Origin of the sequence: Micromonospora pattaloongensis (assembly GCF_900107255.1) — a bacterium.
Classification (GTDB): domain Bacteria; phylum Actinomycetota; class Actinomycetes; order Mycobacteriales; family Micromonosporaceae; genus Micromonospora_I; species Micromonospora_I pattaloongensis.
On record NZ_FNPH01000019.1, the window covers coordinates 1 to 21,818 of the forward strand.

A 21,818-nucleotide genomic window follows, 5' to 3' on the forward strand; every position below is an offset into this window, starting at 1 on the left:
GGCTGCATCACTACAATCACCACCGGCCACACACCGCAACCGGCGGCAAACCGCCCGTCACCAGATTGACCAACGTCCCTGGGCAGTACACCTAGGGCAGGTGCTGGAGTACCGGCACCGGCTCGCGGCCCGGGGTGTTGCCGCTACCGCCGTTCTGCTGGTCTCGCGGTGTACGGATCGGGGTCTGGCGAGCGATCTGCGCCGACAGCGGAGTACTGCTGCTGGCCGGTGACGATTAGCCGACCTGGCTCGCAAAGCTTGAGGCGGCGGTAGGGACGGTTAACGGATGATTCAGCTGCCGGGAAGCTCAAAGACGTCTTTGTGAACGAGTCATGCCCGCCCCGCTAACCGCCAATAAGGGCGGGTCCACATCAAGCGGACCAACCCGGACAGGTGAAAGAATTTGCCGGGACCTTGGAGCCGGTGCGCACATGCGAAGATCCTTGCTAGGGTGTCAGCCGCGGAAGCAACGATTAAGTGTCGAGGTGTGTATGCCGTTCCCGGTAATTCTGGCTGTCGTCGCCGTCGGTACGACGGCAGTCAATTTGATCGGTAACAAGGTCATCGAATACCAAGCAAAGGAGAGGATTGAAGGCATAAGGGCCCAGCACGACGGCGAGTACGCGAAGCATCGAGTCGTCGCCGATTCTACTTCTGAAAAGTTGAGAAAGCTGGGCGAGTGCCAACAGTCAGCCTTCGACACTGTGGTGCCCCGAATGAAGTCCTTTGCAGAACGGAACGAGCGCCAGTTGCGGATGCGGGGACGCCAAATCGTCGAGGACGGAGAGGTGGCCGAGAAGCGAGAGATTGACGCGTCCCCCGAGGTCTCCGGTCCTGGCGAAATCGCAACCGCGATGGTCGGAATTGCATCTGCTGCCGCCGGAAATGGCCTTAGTGCTGCCGCCTACACGACCGTAGCGAAGGTAGCCACGGCATCTACAGGAACTGCGATCAACGCTTTGGGCGGTGCAGCAGCAAGAAACGCAACCCTCGCGGCGATCGGCGGCGGCGCCAAGGCTGCAGGAGGCGGGGGTATCGCAGCAGGTGCGCTCCGACTCAACATCATCACCGCGATCCCGGCAGTCGCGCTCAGCGTTGGCCTGATGATCAAGTCGAAGTCTGACGCCGACAAGGCAATCGCCAAGTACGATGCAGACGTCAAAACGGCAATCGCCACATACGGCCGTCAGAACGAGCTACTTCACGGCGTTGACAAGCGAATCGGCGAGATCCAGGACGTGTTGGCCGGGCTCGTGACGCGCGCAGGCGAAGCGATTGACCACCTGGAGCAGGCTGAACGCGAGCCTGGCGGATTTGACCTCGACAGCGACGATCATGCCCACCGCCTCCAGGCGGCACTCCTCATGGTGAGGGGCGTCGGCGAAGTCGCCGCAGCGCCGGTAGTGAATCCAGATCTGACCCTCGATCCCAGTGGTGAATCCCTCGTGGTCAAGTACCGCGACTACAACCCGGAGCACACCAATGCCTGATGCCCGTCGGAACGCAGTCAAAGGGGTCGCCTGGGTGGCCACGACACCGGACGCCGCCCAGTACCTCGTGGAAATTGTCGGTATTGTCAAGGCCATCGACGCCAACATGACCGAGCGCGCCCGAATCGCGGCAGACCGCGACAAAGAGATCGCCAGAATCAACGCCGCGAGTCAAGGCCTGCGGGACTATCTGGACCGCGTTTTTGCCGAGCGTCGCGAACTGCACCAGGGTTTCTTTACGAGGCTCGACAAGGCTATCGAGGACCGCGATCCAGAAACCATCCGTGCGTGCGTCACCGGTATCGTCGAGGTCGCCAAACACTCGCCGCTCAATGACATCGTGGAACTGCGCTCCCTTTGGGCGGACCCCAACGCAGTGATCGAGATCTAGCAGTCGAAGCAGCTGCGCGGGCGCCCGCGCAGCTGCCCCGATGCGACTACGAATCGGCCGAAGCCCACTCGTCAACCTCGCCCGCATGTTGCTGTCGTAGGGGCTCGCTCCAGGTCAGAGGCCGTCTCATCGCCTCCTTGCAAGACAGATCCCGTACGCCCAGACGGCCCGCTCCACGACGTCAGCCTCGGTCCCGACACCCCATGTGTTTGCCTTCTCCTCGGCCCAGGAGAGGCACTCCCCGTACTGGTCCGCTGTCCACGGGCCGAGTGGATCCCATTCCGTGCTCCGGCACGCGTTCAGGCCGATCACGACGTACTGGTCCATCATCAGGGGGCGGCGACTTCCTGCCGCTGAATCCCAGCCGAGGAAGTAGCGCAGCTTCGTGAAGAAGGAGGCACCGAGCCGCCTGGAACCTGTGGTCTCCGCCGTGACTGAGGCTTTGGTAAGCGGCGAGAGGGCCTCGATCTCGCAGAAGGCAGAGGGGTGCACCTGACCTCGCCGGTCCGGCGCCGGAGGTGATCGCGTAGGGCGTCGTACTTCGACATTTCGTCCTCCGTCGACTTTGTCTGGAGACCGGCACACTGCTGTAATCGTCAGGCGAGGAGACGGAGCCTATTGTCGGCGCGGCGCGGAGGCTTCGCCCGATCGGCTAGACCGGGGCCACGGGCAGTCTCAAGGCGCGCGAACCAACAGCGGTACGTCGACGTCCATCGGATTCGTTAAGGTCGACGTCTGGGACCGGGCGAGGGGAGCCGACGTGGCGAAGCCAGGGGGTGTCTTCTGCTTTGAGGGCGAGTGGGAGGACGATCTTGCGGAGCGAGGATCTGTTCTGCCGACCCTCGAATTGCTTGAACGGTTGCGCAGCATTCGCTTCATCCACCGTGACACTGCCACTCCACAGGAGCTCCGCTACTTCCTCGAACGGTGGCTGACCCGCAAGTACTCCGCCTACCAGGTCGGGTTCTTCGCGCTGCACGGCTCGCCCACCCGACTGCACCTGACCGATTCGCACTCGGTAGGGCTCGCCGAGATCGCGAGCTGGATGTCAGGGCAGTGCGAGGGAAAGCGGTTCTACTTCGGAAGCTGCTCCGTGCTCCGCGCCTCGGGTACCACGCTCTCCGAGTTCCTTCGCGAGACGAAGGCAGCGATGCTCTGCGGCTTTACGAAAGAGGTCGACTGGATCGAGTCTGCGGCGTTCGAGACGGTGGTCCTCAACAGCATGGTCAACGGTGGCAGGGTCGACAGCGTCGAGCGGCTGGTCAAGTCGTCGCGCTGGGCACCGCTGGCGCAGCACTACGGCTTTAGGATCGTCTACCAGAATGGCCGCTCGACGTAGCGCCACCGTTGCTGCTATCACGTCCGGGTCTGCGGCGGCCCCGGCGATCGAGGTAGAACGCCCTCGCAGTACCCGCCGGCCGATCCCTGCGGGCGAGGTCTACATGCTGGTAACTCCTGGCCTACCGCAGGCGACGCGAGATGAGGGCTCGGGTTCTTTCGCTGAGCTGCTCCGAGACCGTGCCCACAGCCCAGGAACACCTCCCGGACGTCCCCTCGATCCCAAACATGCATCTGAACAAACGAGGCATTCCCCCTCGCGCCGCCAGCGAACTTGGATACACCCACACTCGGGAGGTCAGTGATCCGCTCGATCGCTTCCTGGCGTCGGTGATCGGCGCAGGCGCGACGCCGACCGCGACGGCCATCAGCACAAGTGGGGCGGCCACTGTCAACGATCCGGCGCTGGCCACGCACACCCGCTGTGGTCCGAGCCGGTTGCGGCACCTGCCACAGCGGCCTTGCCGGCGACGGGCACGAATGTGGCGCCGGCTGAGATGCGGCCGGTGGAGTCGAGCATCGATGCGCGCGTGAGCGGTTGCATCCGGGCGACCCGGCGGCGCGATGGGCAGCTCGTGGAGGAGCGCCAGTTGCCTCGTGACGATCCTGGGGCGTGGCGGACGTCATCTCATCTGACCGGCCCGCCGGTACTGGCCGAGTGGAGCAGGAGGCGTCCGCCTGGTAGATGGCTTGACGAAAACGGATGCTGTTGACTGACCGCCCAACCTGACCTTCCTTTCCCGCCTTGCCGGGGTGTTACCACAACACGTAGAAGTTTCTCTATGAGAGTTCCTCGTCCCGGTGACAACGGTGATTGGCGGGCGCACGCCGGCGCGCTGTTCACGGACCGCGAGACCGAGTCGCAGGCGTTCAAGTCGACGTTGGCGACGTTCCGGCGGCTGCTCGACCAGGACGACGAGGTCGGCACCGAACGGCGCAACGTGCTCACCTTCCACGGGCTCGGCGGCATCGGTAAGACGGCACTCTCCGAGCGACTGGAGGCGTGGGTCAGACGGGACCTGCCACTGGCCAACGGTTGGGGGCCGCCGCCGTCCTCGAAGGTCGACGCGGTCGTCCGGATCGATCTGCACCGCTCCGCCGGCCAGGTCGACATGACGGCCCTGCTGCTCGCGCTGCGCGCCGGTGTGGCCGGCGTCCGCCGCCGGTGGCCGCTCTTCGATCTCGCGTTCGCAGCGTACTGGTCGGCCGTACGCCCGGGTGATCCTCTGCCGAGCATCGACAGTCGCAACGAGTACGCCGACGTCGTCGCCGACACGGCCAGCAACATCCTCAACGACCTCGGATCGGTGGGCGAGTTCGTCACCGGCACTCCCGTCGGCTTCGGCGTTTGGGGAGTTCGCAAAATCCTCGGCGTGCTGCGCAGGCGGAGGGACGTGCAACTCGGCCTGGAGGCGTACGCCGGCTTCGAGGAATTTCTCCTGCGCTGCGCGGACGAACCCAGCCCCACCGAAGCGCGGCCCGCACTCGCGTGTGAGATCGCGGCGCTCCTGTCTTGGGAGCTGGCCATGATGACGCCGTCCCCACTCGTGGTGATCTTCATCGACACCACGGAGCGCCTCACCCTGGATCCTCGAAGAGTGGCCGAAGGCCACCTGAACGCGCTCATCCATGACATGCCCAACGTTCTGTTCGTGCTGACCGGGCGGTATCAGCTGGACTGGCACCGGGAAAGCCGGACCGGCCTGCTCCATCGCGGCCCGTGGACCTGGCCCGGCCTGGTGCCGGGGACTCAGGAGTCACCGCGACAGCACCCCGTCGATGATCTCTCGCCCTCCGATGCCCGGGCGTTCATCCAGCGTGCCCGGCGTCAGCTCCACCTGCCGATGAGTGACGAGGTGGTGGAGGAACTGGTCCGGTCGTCGGCTGGGCTGCCGCAGTATCTCGAACTCGCCTGCCAGGTGGCGCTCTCCATCAAGCAGGCCGGCCAAGGCCGCGTCGTCGAGATCGGCGACGTCACCGGAGGACTCGGCTCGCTGGTGATGCGCGTCCTGGACGACATCCCGCACGACGAGCAGCGGGCGATTCGTGCGGCCTGCCTTTTTCGCGTCTTCAACACGGCTCTGATCGCCGCGGCCGCTGACGTCGACCACGGGTGCGCCGAACGTGCCGTGACTCGTCCGATGGTAGAGCCGCATGACAGCGAACGGTTCCCGTACCGTCTGCACGACGCGGTGCGGGAGGCCATCCGGCATACCGATCACCAGGTTGCCGGGGGTTGGTCCGAGCGCGATTGGGAACTGGCCGCCACCCGCGCCGCGGTGACGGCACGCGAGATGCACGCCGTTGCCAAGGCGCAGGAGGACACCAGGGGAGTCCTGGATGCCGTCGGCATCGCGATCGAGTTGGTCTGCGAGCAGAACACGGCCCTTGAGCCCTCGTCCAGCCCCTCCTACGCCGACTGGTTGACCAGCGCCGTGGTGTACAGCCCTGCCGTACCGGGCCTTCGCGCCCGGGTGCCGGCTGAGAGCAGAACCGAGTACGGCCGGCACGTGCTGAACTTCATCACCGCCAAATCCCTCGACACGCCCGTCGAAGACAGACTCCGGCTACTGCGGGAGATCTCTCGCGCCGACCATCCGTTGTCGGGTCGCTCACCTGCATCTCGGCTACACCTTGAAGTTGCAGTGCCGCTGGGAGGAGGCGCTGGCGGTCTTCGACGACATCGTCGAGGAGGCGCCTTCCCAGCTCCACCTCGGGCAGCGACCGCAGGCACTGAGCTCGGCCCGCCGATTCGTCGATGCCCGCGACGCCGCCGTCGGCCTTCGGGTGGAGGCCCTGATCACTCGGGCCCAGGAGTACGCACACGGCCGACCTCGCCGGTACTTCGCCGAGATCGGCGAGAAGCTGTCGCGCCTGCGGCGGGCTGGGCGCCAGCGTGAATATCTCGAGGACCTCGGGGTCTACCTGGAACGTCGGGCCCTTCTGCATGACGACCTCGACATCGAGGAGGTCGGGAAGCTTCGCGACGACGCCGAGATGGCCGGCCACACCGTCGCGACCCGTTCCGGTCTGCTCGCCACGATTCTGCTGCGCCGGTCGGACCCGACGGAAACGTCCATCCTGCTCGACCGCCTCAAGACCCTCGATCAGGCCTCCGGTGTCGCCGGCGCGATTGGCTTCCGCTACGCGTTGGCCGAGTTCTGCGACGCGCGACTTGCCGACGATCGGGACCGGTTGGCAGCCCTGCGGCAGGAGATCGACCGAGTGCCTATCCGTACCCGCCCGTGGGTTCCGGTCGAGTGCTTCCTCGAATCGGCCGGCCTGCCCGTCCGTCCCGTGCCGACCCAGTGGCTCGAGCCGTACAACGTCGTTCGGCGGCGATGGGAAGAACATCTGCGCGCCTACCTGACCCGTTTCGGGTCAAAGCTCTCCTGATGAGGGGAACACCATGCCGATCTTCAATCGTAAGAGGAGGCCCACCGCCTTCTGGCAGCAACCCCCGTTCCGAGCGACCGATTTGGCACAACTCCACCAGTACGGCATCGACTGCGCGGGAAGGGAGGACGGGGCGGGCATGATGCGCAGCGGTTGGGCGATCTACCGAAGAGCGGGTCTGCACTCTCACCAGGCTGCGGAGTTCCTGCGCGACGGTTACCGGTACTGGTCGCAGAGCCGAGCGTTCCAGCCCGAGGCGGACTGGCGTTCCTGACCGAACTTTTCGAACGGCTCAACGCCAGCAACCCGGTCCCGCCACCCGACATCTACGCCGTGCCTCCGAAACTGATCGAGCCGATGGCGGCTCGCTACACGATGCGCTGCTGGGCCGGAATCGAACTCCTGGAGACGGCGGACCGGACGAGCCGGCCGGACGTCGGGAACGATTCGAGGCCACCGTCGTCGCGGCGATCGCCGGCAGCCCACCGCCCTTCGTGCCGGCAGGCGCCAAGAGTTGGGCGCGGACCTACGCGCGTAGACACGGTCAGCCTGATCCCTGGCCCGGATTCGGTGCCTGACATGCGGCCGAGGGAGGTGAGCGCGGCCGCCCGCCAAGCGGGCTGTCATGACGCACATCGCCGGCATGGACGGGCCGAAGCTCCCGCTGCGGGAGCCATGGAGCGTCGGCCTGGGGCAGGACCTGGGCGAGCAGCTCGGAATACCCGTTCTGTTTCGCAGTGCCGTCCTCAGATTCGACAGCTTCGGCAGTCTGGCGATCTCGCCCGATTCGACCTGCTTCGACGGCGTCGAGGTGCGCTGGGACGAGATCGAAGAGATGCAGGTCGGCGATGCGACGGGGTTGATCCTGTCGCGGGCCATCGAGCGCGAGTTCGGTCGCCTGATGGCCCGGCTGCCGCCGATACCCGCTAAAGGGTGGCTGGTGGATCAGGCGGTCGACCTGCTGGTGGCTCTGGGTCAGGCGGCCGCGGGCCTCCGCCGGAAGGCCGGTGAGGGTGGCGGATTGGACGGGACCGGGGCGCCTCCCGGCGTTCCACTCCAGATCACCTACCGCCGCCGCCTCGGCCGGAAGAAGCTGACTCCTGGCGTGTTCGTCACCCTGGTCGCGGCTTTGGTCCCGGGACGCTGCCGCGACAATTACGGCGCTGGCACGCCAGCATGGCGTCAAGATCACGAAGGTCGCCCGCAGGCGGTACGACAAGCACGCCGTCGCGGTGGTCAACCTCGCTGAGGACGACTACGCCCGACTTCGGCCTGCATCCCGCGCGGCCGAGTCCGAGGACTCTCCACCGGCCCTGACCGACGAGGCAGAGCCGGCAGGCGAGCCGTCGGCGGACGAGCCCCCACCGGACCAGGTGGCCGAGCCGACAACGGATCGACTCTCGGACGGCCCGGCCCCTTTCCTGACACCGCCTACATCAGGGAGCGGATGAGAAGGTGGTTGGCTTCGGCGACGTTCCAGTCGAAGGGACGCCCCGTCACCCCGGCTGCGGTCAGTTTTTCGCGGCTCTGCCGTGCGATGACGGGCAGGTTCTCGACGATCACCTGCATCATTCCTGATACGTCGTGCAGGACCGTGGCGAGCGCCCGGTGTTGCACCAGGACGGCCCAGCCAGCCTGCGCGTCGTGGAGAAAGTGCGGGAAGATGGGATTGTCGCGAGTGAGGCTATTGCAGACGGAAAGAATCTTGAGAGGGTCTTGAGGAAGGTCCTGAAGGACCCCCGACGTCAGGTTCACCATGGACTCGTTGCCGCCACCGGAAACCGAGATGACGACGTAGTCGGCCAGCCCGATCGGAACTCCGACACCGACCCCAAACATGAACGGATCGAGTTCGGTGTACCGCAGACCGATTTTGGTGAGAGCATTCTTCGCCTGTTCGAGTTGTTGACGTGCCAGATCCAGCAGGTGGTCCATTGGTGATCCTTCGTAGACCGGGCAGGGGTTGGTTACGTGGTCAGCGGTCCAGGATCCGTTGTGCCGCCGCTCTCGCCTCCGGAGACATCGGGTAGCCGGCGCCCAGGACGTCGAGTGCACACTTCATCCGAACGTCGCCGATCCGCACTGCACCACTGACATTGCCGACCACCTGCTGGTTCACGGCGTGATCGGGCAGGGCCAGCACCGCGACCGAGTAGACCTCCTGAGCGACTTCGGCCGGTGGGGGCGCCAACATCATGTCGGTCGTGTCGGCCAAGCCGACCTTGTCGCGCAGTTGGGTATCCCAGATGTTGACGAACAGGGCGACGGCGGCGATGAGGGGCGCGTCTCCTGCCGTTCGGGCTTCTCGACAAACCGCGGCGAGCCAGTGCCACGGGCGATCGATGCCCGTCTGGCCGGTCTCGTGGCTGTTCCTCATCGCTGTTTCCAGATCCGCTGGTCCGCCGCCGGCGCGGGACACCGCCAGCGCGGTCCGTCGCATGCTCGCGTCGTTGCCGACCACCATGAGAAAGTCCTGGACGACCCGCCGGGCGACGTCCAGATCATCCTTGCCCGCCGTGGGTGGTGGCGGTGGCAGGGTCTTCCGACTCGGCTTATCTTTCCTGCTGAACAGACCCACTCATTCCTCCAGCCAGGTGGTGTTCTCGCGAGCACGAATACGTGAGCATGGCTGCCCCGTAGGTGAAGGCCCCCGACCTGGCCATCTCGGGCGGGCCGGGGGACCCTCCGCGGCTCCGTAGGTGCTCAGGAGCAAGTTCCCCATTGGCAGTTGTGGCCCGAGGGTGGCCGCCTGAGCCCCTCAGCCTCCTTGCACCACATGCACTTCGGCTTACCTGCCTTGACGCAAGCACAGCCCACGATTACCTCCTCTTGTCACTGTCGCAGCACGGCAGCGGGGGTTCCGAAATTTTGTTAGCCACATAAGCGCCTGTCAATGACAAGAATCAGACAGCCTTCACACTTTCCGCTTGCACCCCGGAGTGCTCGGTCAATGTTGTGAGGCCGTTCGGGTGAGTCTGCTGTCGTGCCCGCCTCGACCGTCCACCGGGCGGGTGCGCAGGCTCCCGTGATCGGTACGGTATGCAGCATGTCTTCGCCCGCCCCTGCGCCGCTGCTCCGGGACTACATCGACCTCCCGGAGCGCACGAGCACGAGCGACTTCGTGCTCAAGCTCGCCGACAGCGTCGCCGACGCCGATGCCACCCTCCGCGACTACGTCGTCACGGACCGGCTGCTCGGGAACTTCGACGAGGCGCTCGGGTTGATCCGCTCCGCGGTCGAGGGGCACGCCTCCAAGGCCGCCTACCTGCACGGCTCCTTCGGCTCCGGTAAGTCGCACTTCATGGCGGTGCTGCACGCGCTGCTGCGCGGCGAGCCGGCCGCCCGCGGTCGGGACGAGCTGGCGCCGCTGGTCGCCAAGCACAGCGTCTGGCTGGACGGGCGCAAGTTCCTGCTCATCCCGTACCACCTGCTCGACGCCCGCTCGCTGGAGCAGCGGGTGCTCGGCGGCTACGTCGACCGGGTGCGCGCCCTGCACCCCGAGGCGCCGATCCCGGCGGTGCACCGGACCGACTCGCTGCTGGAGCAGGCCGCCTCGCTGCGCGAGAAGATCGGTGACAAGCAGTTCATCGACGGGCTGCCCGGTGGGGACGTCGAGGACGAGTGGGGGGAGAGCGAGACCTTCTGGACGTCCGAGCGGCTGGACCAGGCGTTCGCCGGCGCGTACTCCGACGAGCTGCGCCGCAAGCTGGTCAACGACCTGCTGACCAGCTGGAACAAGGGCTTCTTCAGCAACGCCCGGGAGGATGCCGAGGCGTTCGTCTCGCTCGACCGGGGCCTCACCGAGATCAGCCGGCACGCCAAGGAACTCGGCTACCACGGCCTGATCCTCTTCCTCGACGAGCTGATCCTCTGGCTGGCCAACTCCATCGGCGACCAGAAGTTCGTCTCCCAGGAAATCCAGAAGATCACCAACTTCGTCGAGGGCGGCGACACCCGCCGGCCCATCCCGGTGATCAGCTTCATCGCTCGGCAGCGTGACCTGCGCGAACTCGTCGGCGAGGAGGTCACCGGCGCCAACGAGCTGAGCTACCAGGACACGCTCAACCTGGCCAGCGGCCGGTTCGACGTGATCAAGCTGGAGGACCGCAACCTCCCGGAGATCGCCCGGCGCCGGCTGCTCAAACCCCGCGACACCACGGCCGCCGCGGCGATCGGCAAGGCCTTCGACGCCACCACCAAGGTACGCCGGGAGGTGTTCGACACCCTGCTCGGCACGGACTCGGGCAGCGGCGCGGACATCGACGCCTTCCGGTCGACGTACCCGTTCAGCCCGGCGTTCCTCTCCACCCTGGTGCACGTCTCCAGCGCGCTGCAGCGCTCCCGGACCGCGCTGAAGCTGATGCGCCAGCTGCTGGTCGATCGCCGCGACACGCTGCGCCTCGGCCAGCTCGTCCCACTCGGCGACCTCTACGACGTGATCAGCAGTGGCGGTGACCAGCCCTTCACCGAGAAGCTCAAGGCCGAGTTCGAGATGGCCCAGAAGCTCTACGACCTGAAGCTGCGCCCCTACCTGCTCGGCCAGTACGACCTCACCGACGACGATCTGGAGGCCGCCCGTCGGGGCACCGCGCTGCCGGGCGAGGTGGCCGGGCGGGTGCGCGCCTTCACCGGCGATGACCGGCTGGTGAAGACGCTGCTGCTGGCCGCCCTCGCGCCCAGCGTGCCGGCCCTGCGGAACCTGACCGCCCGGCGGCTCTCCGCGCTCAACCACGGCAGCATCACCAGCCCGATCCCCGGCGGCGAGGTTGCCCAGGTCAATCGCAAGCTCACCGACTGGGCCGGCCGGTTCGGCGAGATCCGAATCGGCCAGGGCGACGACCCGATCGTCTCGCTGGAACTGGTCGGCGTCGACGTTGACAGCGTCCTCGCCACCGCCAAGCACTACGACAACGAGGGCGCCCGCAAGCACATGGTGCAGCGGCTGCTCTGGCAGCAGCTGGGCGTGCCGTGGAGCGACTCGTTCTTCGCCGAGGCCGGCCTGCCCTGGCGAGGCAGCCGCCGCAACATCGAACTGGTCTACGGCAACGTGCGCGATGTCAACGACATCCGCGACGAGGCGTTCCACCCGAACGACCCGACCGGCTGGCGGATGATCATCGACTATCCGTTCGACGACGGCAGCCACGGTCCGGCCGACGACCGGCAGCGGGTCCAGGACCTGATCAGCCGGACCACCTCCCGCACGGTTTGCTGGATCCCGGCGGCGCTCACCGTCGAACGCCGCACCGAGCTCGGTGAGCTCGTCATCATCGACAAGCTGCTCGAAGGACAGCGCTTCGACAGCCACGCCGAGCACCTCAACCCCGACGACCGGCGCCGCGCGCACGGCGCGCTGACCAACCGGCGCAGCGCGCTGCTGGCCAAGATGCAGGCGGTGCTCCGCCAGGCGTACGGGTTGGCCGGCAAGCAGGCCACCGACGTCGTCCTCGGCTTCGACGACCACCTGCAGTCGCTGACCCGCGCGCTGGAGCCGAAGCTGCCGATGGGCGCCACGTTCAACGACGCGCTGCGCAGCATCGGCGACCAGATGCTCAGCCAGCAGTTCCCCGCGCACCCCGACTTCGACCCCGACCGCAAGGGCGACCCGGTACGCCTGGCCGACGTCAAGGTGGTGCTCGACCACGTCCGCCGGGCCGTCGAGTCGCCCGAGGGACGCGTCGAGGTCGACCGCACCCACCGGCAGACCATGCGCCGCATCGCCAACCCCCTCGGCCTGGGCACCATGCACGAGGCGGCGTTCGTCATCGAGGGGGAGTGGGTCCAGCACTTCCAGCGCAAGGCGTCCAGCGAGGGCATCACGGGTGAGCTGCGGGTCGCCGACCTGCTGCGCTGGATCGACGATCCGAGTCCACGCGGCCTCGACCCGATCGTCGCGCAGCTCGTCGTGGCGACCTTCGCCGAGCAGACCGACCGTGCCTTCTACTTCCATGGCAGCGAGGTGATCCCCGCTCCCGAGCTGGGGAAGATCACCGCGGACCACACGCTCCGCGAGGAGCGGCTTCCCAGCGACGAGGACTGGCAGTCGGCTCGGGCCCGCTCCGCAGCCATCTTCGGCCTCCAACCGCTCGACCTGCGCCGGGGCCGGCTGGTGGCGCTGTTCGGGCGTGACCTGACAACCCAGGCGAACCGCTACCGGGAAGCCGCTCACGGCCTGGTCGCCCGCCTGGACCAGCACGCGACCTGGCTGGGAATCGACAAGGAGTCCGGCAGCGGACGGCTGGCCACCGCCCGGGCCGCCGCCGACCTGCTGGAGGCGTTGGCCAACGGACGGACGGCGGTGGAGACCGTTGAACGGCTCGCGCGCGCTGAACTCGCCGGCCCGGCCGACCGGACCGGTAAGAGCATCATGAGCGCCGCGCAGGTCTCGGCGGCGCTCGCCGCCGCGCCCTGGGACACCTTCGAGATTGTCGCCGGGCTGCCCGAGCCCTACGCGACCGAGGCGGTGGCGATTCTCGCCGAGCTGCGCCGCGTCGCCCAGTCCGACGAGCTGACCGCCCCGCTCGCCCCGGCCCTGCGCCGCGCCCAGACCGACTCCACCGCCCTGATCCGCCGCGCCACCATGCAGCGGGTCGAACCGCCGGTCAAGAACCCGCCGCTCGAGGTCATCGTGGATCCGGGTCAGACGGACCTGGTGCCGGTGCCGCGCGGCGGCGTCACGGTCACGGCCGCGAGTCTTGGCCAGGCGGTGGAGCAGCTGGGCGCCTTTGCCGCTGACCACGGCGACGCGACCATCGAGGTGACCTGGAGAATCGTGCCGTGACTCAGGCACCCGCACCATCCCAGGCGCTGCGGATCAACCCGGTCGCGCTGCGGCAGAAGGTGACGCAGCAGCTCGACCGGCACCGCACCGGTGACGCGTACCCGGTCATGGTCGTGCGCGCCGAGCCCGCCTGGCCGCACGACCCGGCGATGCTGCTGCCCGACGGACGCCCGGCCCGGGTTGTGCCGTGCGTCTCGCCGCTGGCCATCTGGGAGCACCTCGCCGCCGACCGCGGCGACGAGGTGCTGGTGCTGCTCACCGACATCCCCGAGTCCGACCTCGGGCACGGTGTGCGGAGCCGGATCTTCCGGCAGCGGGTGGTCACCGTTGAGCCCTGGGACCTGGTCGTGGACGCCTTCGGCGCGCAACTGCCGGACAGCGCGCTGGAACGGGAAGGCTGGGCCGGTGAGGCGCTGCTCGACGCGATGCCGCCCGCCGGCTGGCCGAAGCTCGCCACCTCCGTGCTCACCCGCGACATGGCGCTGCGGCACCTCGCCGCCGTACGCCTCGGTCTCGACCGCCGGGGTGACAGCCCCGACGACCTGGACGTGACGACGCTGCTGCGGTGGAGTGTCGAGCCGGGCGCGGTCGAGGCGTTCGGGCTGCTCCGGGAGGGGGAGCGCGACGGCCTGGCCGGGTGGCTCATCGAACAGTTTGGCCGGCCCGCCAAGGCGCTCTTCGCGCTCATCGCCGCCGGCCACGGCGCCGACGCGCTTCCGCTCGGGCTGGTCTGCGATGCCCTCTGGACCACCGACACCGCCGACGCGGTGCGGGCGCAGGGGCGCATCGACCAGTACTTCGGCAACCTCAACGACGACGCGACCGTGCACGGCTTCGCTGACGCGGCGGTGCAGGTGGTGAGCGCGATGCTGACCGCCCGCGACCGGAAGTCACAGCTGCAGGGGAATGCGGCGCTGGACCGGGCCGAGGAACTCCTCATCCAGTTCAACGCGGCGGCCAGCGCCGGCCACAGCCCGATCCTCCGCACCGGCTTCATTCGGCGGATCACCACCGCCGCGCAGGCGCTGCTGGCCGCGCTCCGCGACCCGGCCGACCGCGCGCTCGACGACGCGGTCGAGGCGCTCGCCGGGCACCGGCTGGCCGACGTGGAAGCCACCCGGGTCAACCGGATCCGGATGGCCCAGCGGCTCGTGCGCTGGCTCGGCACCGAGCAGGAGCCGCCGGCGAGCGTGGCCGACGGGGTGGACCAGCAGATCGGCCAGTGGGGCTGGGTCGACCTGGCGCTCAACCACGTCTGGGCCGGCGACGACGCCAACCCCGACCTGCAGACCGCGTTCCGGGAGATCCACGACCAGGCGCAGCAGCGGCGGCGGGACCTGGACCAGGCGTTCGCCGGCCGCCTCGCGGCGTGGGCCACCGCCGGCCCCGGCAACGACGGCGGCCTGCTCACCGTGGAGAACCTTCTGCCCCGCGTCATCGACCCGCTGGTCAAGGCCGACCGGCCGGTGCTACTCGTCGTCCTCGACGGGATGAGCGCCGCCGTCGCCGTGCAGCTCGCCGACCAGCTGTCCCAGCACTGGGTCGAGTACGACCCGCTCGCCGGTTCCGGCTCGGGCCGCCGACGGGGGATCGTCGCCGCCCTGCCCACCCTGACCGCGGTGTCCCGGACCTCGCTCTTCGCCGGCGCTCTCCGCGAAGGCAACCAGGCCCACGAGAAGAAGCTCTTCGCCGACGGTCGGTGGGGCAAGGGTTCCCGAATCTTCCACAAGGGGCCGGCCAAGGGCGGAGCCGGCTGGGCGTACGCGGGCGAGTTGGCCGATGCCGTGGCCGGGACGGCGCCCGTCGTGGCCGTCGTGATCAACACCGTGGACGAGTCGCTGACCCACGGCCGCGAGGGCGATGAACCCGGCTGGCAGCTCGACGACCTCGGCTTCCTGCGCAGCCTGCTCGACCAGGCCCGCTCCTCCGGACGCGCCGTCGTCATCACCAGCGACCACGGGCACGTGCTGGAGCGGGGCGGGCAGCACCTCAAGGCCGCCGACGCCGCCTCGGCCCGGCACCGCACCGGCCCCGGCCCGGTCGCCCCCGGTGAGGTGGAGCTGACCGGCCCCCGGGTGGTGGCCGACGGCAAACGGATCATCGCGCTGTGGGACCCGATGCTGCGCTACCGCCCCAGCAAGGCGGGCTACCACGGCGGCGCGTCACTCGCCGAGGTCACGATCCCGCTGCTGGCGTACCTGATGCCGAACGCGACGCAGCCGCCGGCCGGCTGGGCTCCCGTCGAGACCAGCCCACCGGACTGGTGGCAGGCACCGGCGACCGCTTCCGTTCCGGCTGCCCCCGCGGCCCCGGTGCCCGCACCCAGGCCGCGGCGCAAGGCGCCGGCCGTCACGGGGGACGCGCTCTTCGACGTACCGGAGGCGGCGAGCGCTCCCGCAGCGGCGTCGCCGGCCGGAGAGGGCGATCTGGTGAGCGCGGTGCTGGCCACCGACCTGTTCGAGGCCCAGCACGAGCTGACGCCGCGCAAGGTGGACCGGAAGAAGATCGAGGCGGCGCTGCACGCGCTGGTCGAGGCCAAGGGTGTGCTGCCGTTGGCCGTGCTCGGCCAGCGGGCCGGTGAACTGCCCGGCCGGGAGGGCGGATTCGTCATCACCCTGCAGCGGATCTTCAACATCGACAACTACGCGGTGCTGTCCCGGATCGACGACGGGCGCACCGTCAAACTGGACATCGCTCTGCTCCGGACGCAGTTCGGTCTGCCCGGGGGCGGCGCGTGACCGCCGTCAGCCCGGCCCGGCGGCGCGAGGTCATCGACGCGCTGCGCCGGGGTGCCGTCCCGTCGGCCGGCCTGGACCTTTTCGCCGTCGGGCTCGACCGCTTCACCGGCGCGGTGGGGGAGGACCTGGACACGGTCACCGCCGGCGGCTCCGTGTTCAAGGCAATCCGCGGTGAGTACGGCTCCGGCAAGACCTTCTTCACCCGGTGGATCGCCGAACGGGCGAAGCGCGCCAACTTCGCCACCGCCGAGGTGCAGATCTCCGAGAACGAGACCCCGCTGCACAAGCTGGAGACCGTCTACCGCCGGCTCACCGAGCGGCTCACCACCTCGACGTTCCCGCCCAGCGCGCTGCGAGCCGTGGTGGACGGCTGGTTCTACGCGCTGGAGGAGGACGTCCTCGCGGCGGACGAGGTCACCGCCGACGCCCCGGAAGTCCTCGACCGGGCGGTCGGGGTGCTGCTCGACCAGCGACTCGCCGCGGTCAGCCGCACGGCGCCCGCCTTCGCTGCCGCGCTCCGCGGCTACCGGACCGCCTCCCTCGCCGGCGACCCCGCCACCGCCGACGCCGTCCTGGCCTGGCTTGGCGGTCAGCCGCACGTCGCCGCCTCCGCCCGCCGGGTCGCCGGCGTGCGCGGCGACCTCGACCACTTCGCGGCGCTCAGCTTCCTCCAAGGGCTCCTGGCCGTGCTGCGCGACAGCGGCCACCCCGGCCTGCTGCTCGTACTCGACGAGGTGGAGACGCTGCAGCGGGTCCGCTCCGACGCGCGGGACAAAGCGCTCAACGCGCTGCGCCAGCTCATCGACGAGGTGCACTCCGGCCGGTTTCCCGGCCTCTACCTGGTCATCACCGGGACGCCCGCCTTCTACGACGGGCCCCAGGGCGTGCAGCGGCTGGCCCCACTGGCCCAGCGGCTCGCCGTCGACTTCACCACCGACGCGCGGTTCGACAATCCCCGGGCGGTGCAGATCCGACTGGCCGGCTTCACCCTCGACTCCCTGGTCGAGCTGGGCGCACGGGTACGCGACCTCTACGCCGACGGGTCCGCGGCATCCGACCGGGTGCGGGCCCTGGTCGACGACGCGTACCTGGGGGACCTGGCCCGGGCGGTCGCCGGCGGGCTCGGCGGCAAGGTCGGCGTCGCGCCACGCCTCTTTCTCAAGAAGCTGGTGGGGGAGGTGCTCGACCGGGTGGACCAGTTCCCCGAATTCGACCCGCGGCGGGACTACGGCCTGACGCTCTCCGCGAACGAGATGACCGACGTCGAACGCAACGCCACCAGCGCTGACGCGATTTCGCTCGACCTGTAGGACAGAATCAGATCATGAGCACCGATCTCGCCTCGCTCCTCGGCACCCAGGAGACCGCTGCCCTCGAGTTCAAGCGCGAGGCGACGGACCGGAACGCAATCCGTAAGGCGATCTGCGCCCTCGCCAACGACCTGACCGGCCAGGGCGGCGGTGATCTGCTCATTGGGGTCGACGACAAGGGGCGGCCGGTCGGTGGCATCGACACGTCCGACGCCGCCCTCTTGAAGATCACTGAGTACCGTGACCAGGGACTGATCCTCGACCGGCCGTCGATGGTTGCGACCGCCGGGGTCTACCAGGGGGAGCCGGTGATCCGGGTACGGGTGAACGCGTCACACACGCCGCCGGTGCGGTTCGAGAACGTGGTGTACGTCCGGCCGGGCCCCACTACCCGACGCGCGAACCGCGACGACGAGCGGGTGCTGTCGGAACGGCGGCGCTCCTTCGAGGTGCCTTTCGATGTCAGGCCGGCTACAGGGAGCACCCTCGGGGATCTTGATCTCGATTTGTTTCGCACCGAATATCTCCGCCAGGCTGTGGCTCCCTCCGTGCTGGAGGAAAATCACCGCTCGACCGAACAGCAACTTGCCTCCCTTCGTCTCGCCGACCTGGACGGCACGCCGACCGTTCTTGGCCTCCTGCTCGTCGGGGTCGATCCGACAAGCCGGATCGCCGGTGCCTACGTGCAGTTCGTGCGTTACGAGGGCACGGATGTCGGCGGCTCGGTCCTGGACGAGCAGGAACTTCGACTCAACGTCATCAACGCGGCCGAGCGGTTGGAGACCCTGATCAAGGGGCATCTGCGGACCCGCCTCGTCGAGGTGAGCGGCTTTCGCGAGGAGTCACGCCCGAACTACCCGTTCGAGGCGCTCCGGGAGGTGTGCATGAACGCCCTCATGCATCGCAACTATGAGTCGTCGAACGCCCCCGTACGGATCGCCTGGTTTGACGACCGGATCGAGGTGACCAACCCCGGCGGACCGTTCGGCCAGGTGCGAGCGGACAACTTCGACCGGGTCAACGACTATCGCAACCCATCCCTGGCCGCAGCGATGAAATCGCTCGGATACGTCAATCAGTTCGGCCGGGGGATCGGCCGGATCAGGGCGTCACTGGACCGCAACGGTAACCCGTCGCCTGATTTCCTGGTTGACGATGCGTCCTGGACCGTGACGGTGAGGAGTGCATCATGATCTCCGTCGCGCTGTTCAACAACAAGGGCGGCGTCGGTAAGACGACTCTCACCTATCATCTGGCTCACATGCTCCAGCGGCTGGGCCACCGTGTGCTCGCGGTCGACCTGGACCCGCAGTCGAATCTGACGGCAGCCTTTCTCGATGAAGATGCCCTCGGTGAGCTCTGGAACGAAGCGGCTACGCCTGCCTGGGGCGGACCTCACCAACGCCGGCTATGGTCCCCCTTGGAGCAGGGGCTTGGGACAGTAGTCACCGCCATCCGGCCAATCATGGAGGGCGTCGGCGATATCGAGGACGTCCGGCCGGTGACCATCGCGCAGGATCTCTGGCTTGTGCCAGGTGATCTAGACCTGAGCGCCTTCGAGGATCGACTGTCCGACGCATGGCCACGCGGTTTCACCAAGGACCCGGCCGCGATCCGGGTAACGACTGCATTTCATCGAATCATTCGTCAGGCGGCCGAGGAGGTCGACGCGGAAATCGTCCTGATCGACGTCGGCCCCAATCTCGGCGCCATTAACCGGGCTGCGCTGTTGGCAGCTGACACAGTGCTCATGCCCCTCGCGGCGGATCTCTTCTCACTGCGAGGGCTCAAGAACCTGGGTCCGACGTTGCGGAGTTGGCGCGCGATCTGGAGTGACGTGGTGCTGCCCAATGTACCGCCCTCCATCGCTGCACCGCAGGGCACGATGACGCCTCTGGGCTACGTCATCATGCAGCCGACCATGCGTCTGGATCGGCCTGTTCATGCCTATCAGCGGTGGCTCGACCGGATCCCCAACGTCTTCGCCACCGCCGTACTGGACCGTCCGGACGCGGCGGACATTGGGCGGACGTACGAGATAGCCACGCTTCGTAACTATCAGAGTCTGATGCCTCTGGCGCACGATGCCCGCAAGCCGATGTTCGATCTCCGATCGGCGGACGGCGCGCTGGGCAGCACCCAGACCCTTGTGCAGCGCTGCTACCAGGACTTCAGGGCACTGGGCGAAGAGTTGCTGCGCAGGCTTACCGGCGTACCGACCGACAAATGATGCACGGCGCCGAACTGCTGCACCCCGTCGTCCTGCACCACGTGGTGAACTCACTGCAATGGCCGGCGCTGCGGCCCCTGCAAGAGGCAGCTGTGCAGCCGCTGCTCGACGGCGACGACGCGCTGTTGCTCGCGCCGACCGCCGGTGGCAAGACCGAAGCGGCGATGTTTCCCCTGCTGTCCCGCATGGCGCAGGAAAACTGGTCCGGCACGTCCGTCCTCTACCTCTGCCCGCTGAAGGCCCTGCTCAACAACCTGCTGCCCAGATTGGAGACCTACACTGGGTGGTTGGGGCGCCGCGCGGCGCTCTGGCACGGCGACGTGACCATGGGGCGCCGCCGGACGATCCTCCGGGAGCGGCCGGACGTCCTGCTGACCACGCCCGAGTCGTTGGAGTCGATGTTGGTCAGCGCCACCGTCGACCACGACGAGTTCTTCCAGCACCTGCGGGCGATCGTGGTGGACGAGGTGCACGCGTTCGCCGGCGACGACCGGGGATGGCATCTGCTGGCGGTGCTGGAGCGGCTCGGCCGGGTGGCGGGTCGGCCGGTCCAGCGAATCGGACTCTCCGCGACCGTGGGCAACCCCGATGAGCTGTTGGGCTGGCTCCAGGGTTCTGGCCGCGCGCAGCGACCCGCGCGGGTGGTCGCACCCGAACTGGCCGTCGCGGTCACCTCGCCGGCGCCCGCCGCTGCACCGCCCGGCGAGGTCGAGCTGGATTACGTGGGGTCGGTGCACAACGCGGCGAAGGTGATCGCGGCGTTGCACCGGGGCGAGAAGCGGTTGGTGTTCTGCGACTCGCGAGCCCTGGTCGAGGAGCTCGGCCAGAAGCTGCGCGCGCTGCAGGTGAAAACCTTCCTCTCCCACGCGTCGCTCTCCCTCGACGAGCGGCGGCGGGCCGAGGAAGCGTTCGCGCAGGAGCGCGACTGCGTCATCGTGGCCACCAGCACCCTTGAATTGGGCATCGACGTCGGCGACCTCGACCGGGTCATCCAGATCGACGCGCCTCGCACCGTCGCCGCCTTCCTGCAGCGGATCGGTCGAACCGGCCGACGACCAGGTACCAGGCGGAACTGTCTCTTCCTGGCATTGGACGGTGACGGACTGCTGCACGCCGCGGGGCTGCTCAAGCTCTGGAGTGAGGGGTGGGTCGAAGCCGTCGTCCCACCGCCCGAGCCGCGCCACATCGTGGCCCAGCAGCTGCTGGCGCTCTCGCTTCAGCAGCACCGGGTCGGTGATCAGCTGTGGTCGCACGAGTGGAACGGACTGGCGCCCTTCGACAAGAGCGCCGACGTGATCGTGCGACACCTCGTCGAACAGGGGTACCTGGACTCGGACTCCGGCATGCTGTTCATCGGTCCGGAAGCGGAGCTGCGCTTCGGCCGCCGGCACTTCATGGACATGCTCGCCGTCTTCACCGCGCCGCCGCAGTTCACCGTGCTGTCCGGACGCACCGAGATCGGCCGTACCGACCCTGCACTGTTGACGGCGAAGGTAGAGGGCCCCCGCCTGCTTCTGCTCGCCGGGAGAAGTTGGCGGGTCACCCACATCGACTGGAAGCGACGGCGCTGCTTCGTCGAACCGGCCGAGGGAGGAGGAAAGGCGCTCTGGATGACCGGTGGCTCGCCTCAAGGGCTGTCGTACCGGATGGTCCGGGCGATGCGCGACGTGCTGCTCGCCGCGGACCCTCCGGTCGCCCTCACCGCTCGGGCGACCACGAGACTCGCTGCGCTCCGCGACGACGCCACCGCCACCGTTCATCCCGGCGGCTCGGTGGTGACGCGCGACAAGGACGGCGAAGCGCGCTGGTGGACCTGGGCCGGCTTCCGCGCCAACGCCACCCTGATCGCCACGCTCGGCGAGCTGGCCGACCCGACGCAGCGCTACGACGACGCGAGCATCCGGCTGCGTCCGGACCTCGACCGGGAGATGTGGCGGGCGGCGACGACGGACGCGGCGGAACGGATCTGCCTCCCGGACGTCGCCGAGAAGGCGCTCGCCGGGCTCAAGTTCAGCACCGCACTCCCTCACCGCCTGGCGACCGCCACCCTCGCCGCCCGGCTGGCTGATGTCGAGGGAGCCGCTGCCGTCCTCCGCGAACCGGCCAGGTTCACCCATCTCTGATGGCGTTGACGCTGTTGATCA

The 21,818-nt window shown here is 68.3% G+C and carries 16 protein-coding genes; 13 read left to right on the top strand and 3 right to left on the bottom strand.

Features of this window, described 5'->3' with window-relative positions:
- The first annotated feature begins 491 nt into the window (after positions 1 to 491).
- Positions 492 to 1,490 carry a hypothetical protein gene (locus BLW47_RS24115; protein ID WP_091562937.1) on the top strand — a complete coding sequence of 333 codons (999 nt, stop codon included), beginning with the start codon at positions 492 to 494 and terminating at the stop codon, positions 1,488 to 1,490.
- A 34-nt stretch (positions 1,491 to 1,524) separates the two neighbouring features.
- Positions 1,525 to 1,881 carry a hypothetical protein gene (locus BLW47_RS24120; protein WP_245737071.1) on the top strand — a complete coding sequence of 119 codons (357 nt, stop codon included), beginning with the start codon at positions 1,525 to 1,527 and terminating at the stop codon, positions 1,879 to 1,881.
- Between the two features lie 126 nt (positions 1,882 to 2,007).
- Here BLW47_RS24120 and BLW47_RS26105 read toward each other — a convergent pair whose 3' ends face one another.
- Positions 2,008 to 2,466 carry an 8-oxoguanine DNA glycosylase OGG fold protein gene (locus BLW47_RS26105; protein ID WP_425435452.1) on the bottom strand — a complete coding sequence of 153 codons (459 nt, stop codon included), beginning with the start codon at positions 2,464 to 2,466 and terminating at the stop codon, positions 2,008 to 2,010.
- 175 nt (positions 2,467 to 2,641) lie between these two features.
- Between BLW47_RS26105 and BLW47_RS24130 the strand changes: the two genes are divergently transcribed.
- The 5 genes from BLW47_RS24130 to BLW47_RS24155 all read left to right on the top strand — a co-directional run bounded on the left by BLW47_RS24130 (position 2,642) and on the right by BLW47_RS24155 (position 7,864).
- Positions 2,642 to 3,220 carry a DUF6642 family protein gene (locus BLW47_RS24130; protein WP_091562948.1) on the top strand — a complete coding sequence of 193 codons (579 nt, stop codon included), beginning with the start codon at positions 2,642 to 2,644 and terminating at the stop codon, positions 3,218 to 3,220.
- 781 nt (positions 3,221 to 4,001) lie between these two features.
- Positions 4,002 to 6,119: a hypothetical protein gene (locus BLW47_RS24140; protein ID WP_091562951.1), complete on the top strand. Its 2,118-nt coding sequence runs from the start codon at positions 4,002 to 4,004 to the stop codon at positions 6,117 to 6,119.
- Positions 6,007 to 6,615, top strand: a complete 609-nt coding sequence (locus tag BLW47_RS24145) for a hypothetical protein (RefSeq protein ID WP_091562954.1) — start codon at positions 6,007 to 6,009, stop codon at positions 6,613 to 6,615. Before BLW47_RS24140 ends, BLW47_RS24145 begins: the two co-directional genes overlap by 113 nt.
- A 13-nt stretch (positions 6,616 to 6,628) precedes the next feature.
- Entirely contained in the window at positions 6,629 to 6,889 is a 261-nt protein-coding gene (locus BLW47_RS24150) for a hypothetical protein (protein WP_091562958.1), read from the top strand.
- 351 nt (positions 6,890 to 7,240) lie between these two features.
- A complete protein-coding gene (locus BLW47_RS24155) occupies positions 7,241 to 7,864 on the top strand; it encodes a hypothetical protein (RefSeq protein ID WP_091562962.1) in 624 nt (207 codons plus the stop codon).
- A gap of 182 nt (positions 7,865 to 8,046) precedes the next feature.
- Here the strand turns inward: BLW47_RS24155 and BLW47_RS24160 are convergent, their stop codons facing one another.
- Positions 8,047 to 8,550 (bottom strand): hypothetical protein, encoded by a 504-nt coding sequence (locus BLW47_RS24160; RefSeq protein WP_091562966.1) that lies wholly within the window; start codon positions 8,548 to 8,550, stop codon positions 8,047 to 8,049.
- Positions 8,551 to 8,590: 40 nt separating this feature from the next.
- Positions 8,591 to 9,193: a hypothetical protein gene (locus tag BLW47_RS24165; RefSeq protein WP_139307436.1), complete on the bottom strand. Its 603-nt coding sequence runs from the start codon at positions 9,191 to 9,193 to the stop codon at positions 8,591 to 8,593.
- 468 nt (positions 9,194 to 9,661) lie between these two features.
- Between BLW47_RS24165 and pglY the strand changes: the two genes are divergently transcribed.
- From pglY to BLW47_RS24195, 6 genes are read left to right on the top strand one after another with little or no spacing between them, the layout of a single operon-like run.
- On the top strand, positions 9,662 to 13,396 hold the full coding sequence (gene pglY / locus BLW47_RS24170; protein ID WP_091562973.1) for a BREX-2 system ATPase PglY: 3,735 nt from the start codon (positions 9,662 to 9,664) through the stop codon (positions 13,394 to 13,396).
- The gene (gene pglZ, locus BLW47_RS24175) at positions 13,393 to 16,134 is read left to right on the top strand and encodes a BREX-2 system phosphatase PglZ (RefSeq protein ID WP_091562978.1); all 2,742 of its coding nucleotides are present in this window, start codon (positions 13,393 to 13,395) and stop codon (positions 16,132 to 16,134) included. The genes pglY and pglZ overlap by 4 nt, the downstream gene beginning before the upstream one ends.
- Complete coding sequence (gene brxD / locus BLW47_RS24180; RefSeq protein ID WP_091562981.1) at positions 16,131 to 17,444, top strand: BREX system ATP-binding protein BrxD; 1,314 nt, start codon at positions 16,131 to 16,133, stop codon at positions 17,442 to 17,444. Before pglZ ends, brxD begins: the two co-directional genes overlap by 4 nt.
- Before the next feature lie 14 nt (positions 17,445 to 17,458).
- Positions 17,459 to 18,637, top strand: coding sequence for an ATP-binding protein (locus BLW47_RS24185; protein WP_091562986.1), 1,179 nt, complete (start codon positions 17,459 to 17,461; stop codon positions 18,635 to 18,637).
- Positions 18,634 to 19,674, top strand: coding sequence for a ParA family protein (locus BLW47_RS24190; protein WP_091562991.1), 1,041 nt, complete (start codon positions 18,634 to 18,636; stop codon positions 19,672 to 19,674). The genes BLW47_RS24185 and BLW47_RS24190 overlap by 4 nt, the downstream gene beginning before the upstream one ends.
- Positions 19,671 to 21,797: a DEAD/DEAH box helicase gene (locus tag BLW47_RS24195; protein ID WP_245737073.1), complete on the top strand. Its 2,127-nt coding sequence runs from the start codon at positions 19,671 to 19,673 to the stop codon at positions 21,795 to 21,797. Before BLW47_RS24190 ends, BLW47_RS24195 begins: the two co-directional genes overlap by 4 nt.
- The last annotated feature ends 21 nt before the right edge of the window (positions 21,798 to 21,818 follow it).

Excerpts from the sequence above, each read along its gene's own strand:
- BLW47_RS24115 (WP_091562937.1), top strand. The coding sequence starts at position 492 with ATGCCGTTCCCGGTAATTCTGGCTGTCGTCGCCGTCGGTACGACGGCA.
- BLW47_RS24140 (WP_091562951.1), top strand. The coding sequence starts at position 4,002 with ATGAGAGTTCCTCGTCCCGGTGACAACGGTGATTGGCGGGCGCACGCC.
- BLW47_RS24150 (WP_091562958.1), top strand. The coding sequence starts at position 6,629 with ATGCCGATCTTCAATCGTAAGAGGAGGCCCACCGCCTTCTGGCAGCAA.
- BLW47_RS24155 (WP_091562962.1), top strand. The coding sequence starts at position 7,241 with ATGACGCACATCGCCGGCATGGACGGGCCGAAGCTCCCGCTGCGGGAG.
- BLW47_RS24160 (WP_091562966.1), bottom strand. The coding sequence starts at position 8,550 with ATGGACCACCTGCTGGATCTGGCACGTCAACAACTCGAACAGGCGAAG.
- pglY (WP_091562973.1), top strand. The coding sequence starts at position 9,662 with ATGTCTTCGCCCGCCCCTGCGCCGCTGCTCCGGGACTACATCGACCTC.
- BLW47_RS24185 (WP_091562986.1), top strand. The coding sequence starts at position 17,459 with ATGAGCACCGATCTCGCCTCGCTCCTCGGCACCCAGGAGACCGCTGCC.
- BLW47_RS24190 (WP_091562991.1), top strand. The coding sequence starts at position 18,634 with ATGATCTCCGTCGCGCTGTTCAACAACAAGGGCGGCGTCGGTAAGACG.
- BLW47_RS24195 (WP_245737073.1), top strand. The coding sequence starts at position 19,671 with ATGATGCACGGCGCCGAACTGCTGCACCCCGTCGTCCTGCACCACGTG.